This is a genomic window from Actinomadura sp. (assembly GCF_044508335.1).
Classification (GTDB): domain Bacteria; phylum Actinomycetota; class Actinomycetes; order Streptosporangiales; family Streptosporangiaceae; genus Spirillospora.
This window is the reverse complement of record NZ_JBIQHY010000186.1, coordinates 1-8,704: the sequence shown is the minus strand read 5'-3', so window position 1 is coordinate 8,704 and position 8,704 is coordinate 1. Positions and strand designations below refer to the sequence as shown.

Genomic DNA, 8,704 nt, shown 5'->3' with positions numbered 1-8,704 from the left:
ACAAGGCGTGGGACCTCCTCTCCTGGAAGCCCGAGTACACCATCGAGGACGCCATACGCCACTCCCTGCAGTGGGCCGAACGCCGCCGCGACCTCGACGTCGCCTGACCCCTCGCCCGGGGCGCGCCGCCTCCGGGCGCCGCGCCGCAGCCCCTGGTCCGGCGCGTCCGGCCTCCTCCTTCCGCCGGAGGCCGGACGCGCCGCGGCCCGTCGCGGGGCGGCCCGCCGACCGCCCCGCGACCGGCCGGGGACCGCCGCGCGCGCCGCCGCGCGCGGATGCCGCCCGTCCCCGCGGGAGTATGATCCACCGGCAGCCCGCGGCGGAAAGAGGTGCTCAATGGCGGTCGCACGTCCCAAGAATTGGGTGGCGAACAGGCCGGTCCAGGATTCCCGGCTGGCCTGGGAGGCCGCAGTTCCCGAATTGGCCCGGCGATCAAGGAATTGGTGGACCGCCCCTCTCCGGATTCTCGGTGCCGCGGTTCCCAACCGGCGCGCGAACGGCGGCATGGAAGGCGGCGGCTCGACCGGTTTCGCCCGCGAGATCGGCCAGGACGCGTCCAGCGGACGCCTCAAGTCCTACGCGGTTCCCGTCGACGTCGCGGCCGAGCGCCTGACCCCCGAAGAACGGAAGGCGCTCCGCGCCGGAGGCGTCCTCCCGGAATGGTTCTTCGACGCGGTCGAAGAAGAGCGCCGCGCCCAGCGCAAACGCCGTTAGCCCTACCGGAAGGCCTCGATGTTGCGGCGGGCCCATTCGGCGAAGGGGCGGGGCGCGCGGCCGAGCACCCGCTCGACGTCCGGGCTGAGCCGCAGTTCGGGTTCGGCTCGCCGAGGGCTCACCCAGCGCCTGCGCCAGTTGGAGCGCGACGGCCTCGTCGTCCGCACCTACCACCCCGAGGTGCCGCCGCGCGTCGAATACGAGATCAGCGACCTCCGCCGCAGCCTCGGCCCCCTCTTCGCCCACCTCTCCGAGTGGGCCGAGACGAACCTGGAGCACGTCGAGCGCGCCAGGCGGCGCCACGACGGCAGCGGGGCGCCCCGCGGCTGATCAAGCCAGCTCCGCCTTGAAGCCCTGCCGCCAGGACGGGTAGCGCAGCTCCCAGCCGAGTTCCCGCTTGGCCTTGGCGTTGGAGAACCCGCGCCCCTCCGTCATCATGATCACCGCGACGTCGCCGGCCAGGGGGCGGGCCAGCCACGCGGGGACCTTCAGCGGGCGCTTCGCTCCCGCGCACTCGGCCACGTAGGGCAGCCACTCCGCGGCCGGGGCCGGCTCGTCGTCGACGATCGCGAACACCCCCCGCGCCTTCTGCTCCACGGCGAGGACGGTGGCGGACGCCGCGTCGTCCAGGTGCACCCACGAGCAGTATCCGGTGCCTCCGCCGACGACCGGGAACTGCCGCTTGCGCACCGGCCCGACCAGGTCGTCCATGGCGCCCGGGCCGTAGAACCAGCCGTAGCGCAGGACGGCGCCGCCCGCCTTGAGGACCGCCTCCTCGACGTGGCGGATCGCCTTCATCCCCGGTTCGGCGGGGGTGCCCGCCATCGGGTCGACCGGGTCCTCCTCGGTCTTCACCCGGCCGCCCTCGCGGATCCCGTTCCAGGCGCCGTAGCTCTGCGCGACGAAATGGGGGACGCCGTTCGCCTCGGCGGCGGCCAGCAGGTTGTCCGTCCCCTCGGTGCGGAGGCGGTTGGTGCCCGCGAACCACCGGTCCATGTGCTTCATGTCGGCCTTGCCCGCGTGCGCCGCGGAGATCGCGGTCATCTGGTGGACGATCACGTCCGGCCGGGCGGCCGCGACCGCCTCGTTGACCGAGGCCGCGTCCAGCCCGTCCATGACGACGCCGTCCGCGCCCATGTCCTCCAGCAGGCCGAGCTTGGCCTCGCTCGTCGCCGTGGCCGTCACCTGGTGGCCGCGCTCCAGCAGCTGCGGCACCAGCCTGCGGCCGAGGACGCCCGTCCCGCCTGCCACGAACACTCGCATGACCATCACCTTTCCCTGAATCGGTCTCTACAAGCGGGGACGAGACGGCCCGGCCGACTGTGACATGGGCGGCGGCATGGCGCACGTCACATCCGGGAGGTGTCACAGACCTCCGCGCCCGTCCCGTCGTGAGGGTGCAACCGCGAGAACGTGAGGAGAGCACGATGGAACCGCGCCTGAACCTGTTCGAGAGCCCGGTGATGGGCAAGGTGCTGAAGCACCTCGTCGCGGCGGGCCACGCGATCCCCGACTCGACGCTGCCGCGCTCGACGCAGGAGCTCGTGCGGCTCCGCGTCAGCCAGATCAACGGCTGCGCGTTCTGCGTCGACATGCACAGCAAGGAGGCCGCGCACGCCGGCGAGACCGCGACCCGCCTCAACCTGGTGGCGACCTGGCGCGAGGCCACGGTGTTCACCGAGGCCGAGCGCGCCGCCCTGGAACTGGCGGAGCAGGGCACCCGGATCGCCGACGCGGCCGGCGGCGTCCCCGACGACGTGTGGGCGAACGCCGCCAAGCACTACGACGACGAGCAGCTCGCGGCGCTGGTGTGCGTCATCGCCGTCATCAACGCCTTCAACCGCGGCAACGTCATGACCCAGCAGCCGGCCGGCGACTACCAGCCCGGCCAGTTCGGCTGACGCGCACCGCGCACCAGGGCCGCGGGCGCCGGACGGCGCCCGCGGCCCTGGTGCGTGCGGCGGCACCGCAGGTCAGGCTCCGACCTCTTCCCCGACCCGCGGCATCGGGGCCGCGGCCGGCCGGGGAGTCCGGCGGCCGGGGAGCCACCAGTTGGCCTTGCCGAACAGCTCCATCACCGCGGGGACGAGGACCATCCGGACGACGGTGGCGTCGATGAGCACGGCGACGGCCATGCCCAGGCCGATCTGCTTCACCGAGACGTCCGGGCCGAGCAGGGACGTCGTGAAGACGCAGATCATGATGGCGGCCGCGGCCGTGATGACCTTCGCGGTGCGCGCGAGCCCGCGGGTGACGGCCGCCCGGGTGTCGCCGGTGCGCTCGTACTCCTCCCGGATCCGCGAGACCAGGAAGACCTCGTAATCCATGGACAGGCCGAACAGCAGCGGGAACATCATCATCGGCACCCACGCGGTGACCGGCATCTCGGCCGGGAACCCGAAGAGCGAGCCGAGCCACCCCCACTGGACGATCGCGACGATCACGCCGTAGGCGGCGCCGATCGACAGCAGGTTCATGACGGCCGCCTGCACCGCGATCGTGACTGACCTGACCAGCGCGACCAGCAGCACCAGGGACAACGCGATGACGACCGCGATCATGTAGGGCAGCCGCGAGCCGACCTCGTCGGCGAAGTCGATCGCGGTGGCGTTCGGCCCGCCCACGTAGACGTCGTCGGGGAGCACGCCGTCGCGGAGGCGGTGCACGAGGGCCGGGGTCGCCTCGTCCTGGATCCCGGTCTCCGGGAAGGCCATGAAGAACGCGGCCCGCCCGTCTCTGCTGACCTGCGGCTGCGTGACGAGGGCGATGCCCTCGGTGCGGCCGACGGCCCCGGCGACGGGACGCAGGTCGGCGCCCCCGGAGCCGGCCTCGGTCGCGAAGACCAGCGGCGCGCCGTAGCCGGGGCCGAACCCCTCCGCGAGGATCTCGTAGGACGTGTAGCTGCTCCGGTCGTGGGGCTGCACGCTCGCGTCCGGGAAGCTCAGCCGCATCGACAGCGCGGGCGCGGCCAGCACCAGCAGGCCGGCGCCGGCCAGCACCGCGGCGACCAGCGGCCTGCGCTGCATCATGCCCGCCCACCGCTCGGCGGGGGTGCGGCGCTGCCCGCCGCCCCGCCGCGGCCGCCGCAGCGGGCCGATCCTGCGCCCGGTGAAGCCCAGGAACGCCGGCAGCAGGGTCACCGCGGCGGCCATCGTGACCAGCACGGTCACCGACGCGGCGATCGCCACGCCCGTCATCAGCCGCTGCCCCATGACGACCAGGCCCAGCAGCGCGATCATGACGGTCGTGCCGGCGAACAGCACCGCGTGGCCGGCCGTGGCGATCGCCTTCGCGGTGGCGGCCTCGGGGTCGTCGCCGTCCTGCCGGGCCTCCCTGAAGCGGGTCACGATGAACAGGGCGTAGTCGATGCCGATGCCGAGCCCGATCAGCACCGCGACGAGCACGGTGAAGTCCGGCGCCGGTACCACGTGCCCCACCAGCTTGATCAGCGCGATGCCGCCGAGGATCGCGGTCAGCGCGGTCACGATCGGCAGGCCCATCGCCACCAGCGACCCGAACGCGACGAACAGGATCACCGCCGCCGCCAGCACGCCGATGCTCTCCGCCGGGCCCTGCGCGGGGGTCTCGGCCTTCTCCGCCTGCTCCCCGCCGAGCCCCAGCGTCACCCCGCCGCCGGACGCGTCCTTGACCGTGGTCACCAGGGACTTGACGTCCGCCTTCTCCGGGTCGCCGTCGGTCAGCGGGATGGTCGTGCGGGCGATCCGCCGATCGCCGGTCACCAGCTCCCGGTGCTGGTACGGCGACGCCACCGGCCCGGTGACGGGCGAGGCGTCCAGGTCGGCGATGACCTTCTCGATGGTCCGCCGCGCGGCGGGGTCGTCGATTCCCTTTTCCGCCTTGATCGCGAGAGTGAGCGTGTCGCCCTGCCGTTCGGGGAAGTGCTTTTCGAGCAGTTCCTGTGCTTTGCCGGAGCCGGAGCCGCCGCCGGAGAAGTCGTTGTCGGGTGCGGCGCCGAAGCGGAATCCGGCGACCGCCACGGCGAGCACGCCGGCGATCCAGGCCAGCAGGACCAGGCGCCGGCGCCGGTAGCAGAAGCGGGCGAGCCCCGCCAAGGCTCCGCCCGCACGGGGAGTCTCGGTCGATCTCATTTCTTCCATAAGTCGCTCACATCCGATGAGGGAATGTGAGTCGATCTTGCCTTCCGGGAACGGTGCTGGTCGTCCGCCGAGCGCATGCAATTCGCGCTACCGCCGGCGGCGCAGCCCGTTACCGCGGGAATTGCAGAGGCCGCGGAAGTACTGCGTCCGCAGTAGCCGGCGGCTCGTCTGCGAGCATGAGCCGCACCCGGGCGGCGCCTGGTTAGGGTTCGCGTATGAGCACAGGACTGCGGCGGCTGTGGGCCAGGGGCAGCGGCTGGGCGATCGCGGTCTTCGTGGCCGCGGTGCTGCTGGCCACCGCGCTCGCCGAGGACCACCCCGCCACGGATCTCGCCTGGCTCGGCTACGCGCTGGTGGCCGCGAGCGGCCTGGTGCTGGCCGCCGGGCGCCGCGCTCCGATACCGGTCCTGGCCGCCACCGGGCTCTGCGCGGCGGGATACCAGGCGATCGGCTTCGACGTGCCCGCCGTCGCGTACCTGTTCGCGGTGTACACCGCCTTCCGGGCGGGGCACCGGATCGTCACCGTCGCGGTGAGCGCGGTCCTGCTGGCCGTCCTGCCGCTGGCGATCATGGCCTCGCCGGCGGACGGGTCCGTCGGCGACGCGTTCACCCGGGCCCGCGGCGTCCTGGAGCTGGCCTGGCTGGTCGCCGCGGGCGCCGCGGGCGAGGCGCTGCGGCAGGCCGAGCGGCGCGCGGACGAGGCCGAGCGCACCCGGGAGGAGGCCGCCCGGCTGCGCGCCACCGAGGAGCGGCTGCACATCGCGCGGGAGCTGCACGACTCGCTCACCCACCAGATCTCGATCATCAAGGTGCAGTCCGGGGTCGCCGTCCACCTGGCCCGCAAGCGCGGCGAGCACGTCCCGGAGGCGCTGCTGGCGATCCGCGACGCCGCCCGCGAGGCGAACCGGGAGCTGCGCGCCACCCTCGACACGCTCCGCGACGACGCCAGGATCCCGCCGCACGGGCTCGACCACGTCCCGGAGCTGGTCGAACGCGCCCGGGGGATCGGCCTGAAGACGACGCTCACGATCGAGGGGCAGCGGCACGACGTGCCGGTCGCGGTCGACCGGACCGCCTACCGGATCGTCCAGGAGGCGCTCACCAACACCGCCCGGCATGCCGCCGCCGAGACGGCGACGATCCGGATCGACTACCGTCCGGGCACCCTCGCCGTGCGGGTCGACGACGACGGCAAGGCCGTGCCCGGCGCCGCGCCGGTGCCGGGCACCGGGCTGCTCGGCATGCGCGAGCGCGTCACCGCCCTCGGCGGCCGCCTGCGCGCCGAACCGCGCAGCGAGGGCGGCTTCAGCGTGCAGGCCGAGTTCCCCGTGGGCCGGCCGTCGTGATCCGCGTCCTGCTGGTGGACGACCAGTCGCTGCTGCGCGGCGGGTTCCGCGCGCTGCTCGACGCCGAGGACGACATCGAGGTGGTCGCCGAGGCCGCGGACGGGGCGGAGGCGCTGGCGCTGACCCGCGAGCACCTGCCCGACATCGCGCTCATGGACATCCAGATGCCGGTCATGGACGGCATCGAGACGACCCGGCGCATCGCCGCCGACCCCGCCCTGGCCGGGGTGCACGTCGTCATCCTGACCAACTACGGCTTCGACGAGTACGTGTTCAACGCGCTGCGCGCCGGCGCCGCCGGGTTCCTGGTCAAGGACATCGAGCCGGACGACCTCCTGCACGCCGTCCGCGTCGCCGCGCGCGGCGACGCGCTGCTCGCGCCGTCCATCACCAGGATGCTGATCAGCCGGTACGTGGCGCAGCCGCTCGACCCGGGGGCCGGGACGGCGCTGAAGGAGCTGACCAACCGGGAGCGCGAGGCCGTCGCCCTGGCCGCGCAGGGCCTGTCCAACGACGAGATCGCCGCCCGGATGGTGATCAGCCCGGTGACGGCGAAGACGCACATCAACCGGGCCATGATCAAGCTCCGGGCCCGCGACCGCGCCCAGCTGGTCGTCCTGGCCTACGAGTCCGGCCTGGTGTCGCCCCGGACCGGCTGAGCACGCCGGTCAGCAGGCGGAGCCGGTCTGGGTCAGCAGGCCGAGCCGCCACGGCAGCGAGTTGTAGTCGCCGCCCGCGTCGGGATCCTTGCCCTGGTACAGGTACCGCATGTCGCACGGGCTGATCGTCAGGGTCTGGTCCGTCCCGGCGCGGATCATCTCGCCGTGGCTGATGTCGCTCGTCCAGGGCGTGCCGTCGAAGGTCACGTTGCTCGCGCGGGCGAACGGGTTGCTCTCCTCGGCGGCGAGCGGCGTCCACGACCCGGCGATGCTCGTGGACGTCCAGGAGCGGAAGTACCGCCGGCCGTCGCCGCCGATCGCCTCGACGAGGAGCAGGTAGCGGTCGGTGCCCTGCACCTTGTAGACGTTGCTCGCCTCGAAGAGCCGGTACGCGTTCGAGTCCTGCATCGCGATCACCGGCTCGGAGAAGCCGTCGGGGAAGTTCGCGAGGCTGGTCCGCGACCGGTACAGGTGCCCGTTGTCATCGGACGAGAACAGGTAGCAGTTCGTGTCGTCGCAGATCACCCACATGTCGACCCAGTAGCCGCTGCCGATGTTGTCCCGGATGATGTCCGGCATTCCGGAGTAGAAGTTCTTCGGCGCCGACCAGGAGCCGGGGTCGCTGATGTCGCTGGTCGTCGAGTAGGACGCGTTGCCGGTCTGGTAGACGAGGTACCACTTCTTCTGGGGCGCGAAGTAGAACACCTGCGGCGCGGCCCGGTATCCGGTCCCGATGCCGCTCTGGTCGAGGTAGTACTGCGGCGCCGACCCGGCCTGGGACCAGTCGGTGAAACTCGTGTAGACCAGGTTGTAGCCGGACGAGTTGGCCGTGCTCGCGAACACGTGCCATTTGCCGTTGGCGTAGACGACCGACGGGTCCTTGATTCCGGCGACGTTGTGGGAGGCGTCCGACTTCGGTGCGATGAGCGCGCCGCTGGAATGCCACGTGAAACTCGACGGAAGCGTTCCGGTGTCGTCCGGGGGCGTCGCGGTCGACGTCGGGCCCGGCTCACCGGTGCAGACCGCGCCGTTCAGGGAGAACGCGCCGGGCACGGGGTTGGAGCCGCTCCACGATCCGTTGAATCCGAAGGAGACGCTGCCGCCGGACGGGACGGCCGCGTTGTAGCCGGCGTCGCTCGCGGTCACCGCCGACCCGGACTGGGATTTGACGGCGTTCCAGATCTGGGTGATCTGCTGGCCGGAGCCGAAGGTCCAGCTCAGCTCCCATCCGTTGACCGCGTCGCCCAGGTTGTCGATGGTGACGGCGGCGGTGAAGCCGTTGTTCCACTGGGCCGTGACCTTGTAGTCGACCTTGCACGCGACGGCGCCCCGGGCGTTCTGCGCGGTCAGCAGCCCGGTCACCGCCGAGGCGAGCAGGAGCACGGCCGCCGCGATCACATTCCTGCGGTGCAGGCGGGTGCGGCGCACGGCGAATGGGGGTGGGGACATCATTTACTCCTTGTGCATGATGCTCCCCACCACCCCGGCAGCGGAGTCCGCTCGGTGATCGAGTTTCGAAACCGCGGCCGCGAGTGTCAAGGGTGTATTTCCGGAGATTCAGTGCCGCGCCTTTTACCTGGAGCGATGGCCGGCTGCGCCGTGAAACTTTCATGCGGCCTTGACGCGGGGCGTCCCGGCTGCTTCTGTTAGCGATAACATGCCGCCGCTTCCGCCACCCCGGCGCCCTTGCCGACGGCCGAACGCGACCACCGGCGCCGAGGGCGCTCGTGCTCCTCCGCGCGAGTTGATTCAGCCGCGCGAGTCGAATGGCCGCACGAGTTGATTCAGCCGTATGAGTTGATTCAGCGCGGTGTGAGGGTGACGGGGAATTCGGTGACGCCCCGGACGAAGGCGTTGCGGAGGATCC

Annotated in this window: 8 protein-coding genes; 5 read left to right on the top strand and 3 right to left on the bottom strand. The window is 72.1% G+C overall.

Translation table 11 applies throughout. The features are described 5' to 3' along the window. Nucleotides 1-336 precede the first annotated feature (336 nt). Both ACIWVC_RS33415 and ACIWVC_RS33410 read left to right on the top strand, forming a co-directional pair. Nucleotides 337-714 carry a hypothetical protein gene (locus tag ACIWVC_RS33415; RefSeq protein WP_396455075.1) on the top strand — a complete coding sequence of 126 codons (378 nt, stop codon included), beginning with the start codon at nucleotides 337-339 and terminating at the stop codon, nucleotides 712-714. 138 nt (nucleotides 715-852) lie between these two features. Beyond that, nucleotides 853-1,044, top strand: a complete 192-nt coding sequence (locus ACIWVC_RS33410) for a winged helix-turn-helix transcriptional regulator (protein WP_396455074.1) — start codon at nucleotides 853-855, stop codon at nucleotides 1,042-1,044. On the opposite strand, the gene ACIWVC_RS33405 is transcribed toward ACIWVC_RS33410, so the two are convergent. Beyond that, entirely contained in the window at nucleotides 1,045-1,977 is a 933-nt protein-coding gene (locus tag ACIWVC_RS33405; RefSeq protein WP_396447654.1) for an NAD-dependent epimerase/dehydratase family protein, read from the bottom strand. A 164-nt stretch (nucleotides 1,978-2,141) separates the two neighbouring features. Here ACIWVC_RS33405 and ACIWVC_RS33400 point away from each other — a divergent pair, with 164 nt between their 5' ends. After that, the gene (locus ACIWVC_RS33400) at nucleotides 2,142-2,615 is read left to right on the top strand and encodes a carboxymuconolactone decarboxylase family protein (protein ID WP_396447653.1); all 474 of its coding nucleotides are present in this window, start codon (nucleotides 2,142-2,144) and stop codon (nucleotides 2,613-2,615) included. A gap of 72 nt (nucleotides 2,616-2,687) precedes the next feature. Here the strand turns inward: ACIWVC_RS33400 and ACIWVC_RS33395 are convergent, their stop codons facing one another. Continuing rightward, on the bottom strand, nucleotides 2,688-4,823 hold the full coding sequence (locus ACIWVC_RS33395; RefSeq protein ID WP_396455073.1) for an MMPL family transporter: 2,136 nt from the start codon (nucleotides 4,821-4,823) through the stop codon (nucleotides 2,688-2,690). A gap of 224 nt (nucleotides 4,824-5,047) precedes the next feature. Between ACIWVC_RS33395 and ACIWVC_RS33390 the strand changes: the two genes are divergently transcribed. Together ACIWVC_RS33390 and ACIWVC_RS33385 are read left to right on the top strand one after the other, a co-directional pair. Next, nucleotides 5,048-6,178: a sensor histidine kinase gene (locus ACIWVC_RS33390; protein ID WP_396447651.1), complete on the top strand. Its 1,131-nt coding sequence runs from the start codon at nucleotides 5,048-5,050 to the stop codon at nucleotides 6,176-6,178. Further along, the gene (locus ACIWVC_RS33385; protein ID WP_396447650.1) at nucleotides 6,175-6,837 is read left to right on the top strand and encodes a response regulator; all 663 of its coding nucleotides are present in this window, start codon (nucleotides 6,175-6,177) and stop codon (nucleotides 6,835-6,837) included. Before ACIWVC_RS33390 ends, ACIWVC_RS33385 begins: the two co-directional genes overlap by 4 nt. A gap of 9 nt (nucleotides 6,838-6,846) precedes the next feature. Here the strand turns inward: ACIWVC_RS33385 and ACIWVC_RS33380 are convergent, their stop codons facing one another. Further along, nucleotides 6,847-8,286: a non-reducing end alpha-L-arabinofuranosidase family hydrolase gene (locus ACIWVC_RS33380; protein ID WP_396447648.1), complete on the bottom strand. Its 1,440-nt coding sequence runs from the start codon at nucleotides 8,284-8,286 to the stop codon at nucleotides 6,847-6,849. Nucleotides 8,287-8,704: the final 418 nt, after the last annotated feature.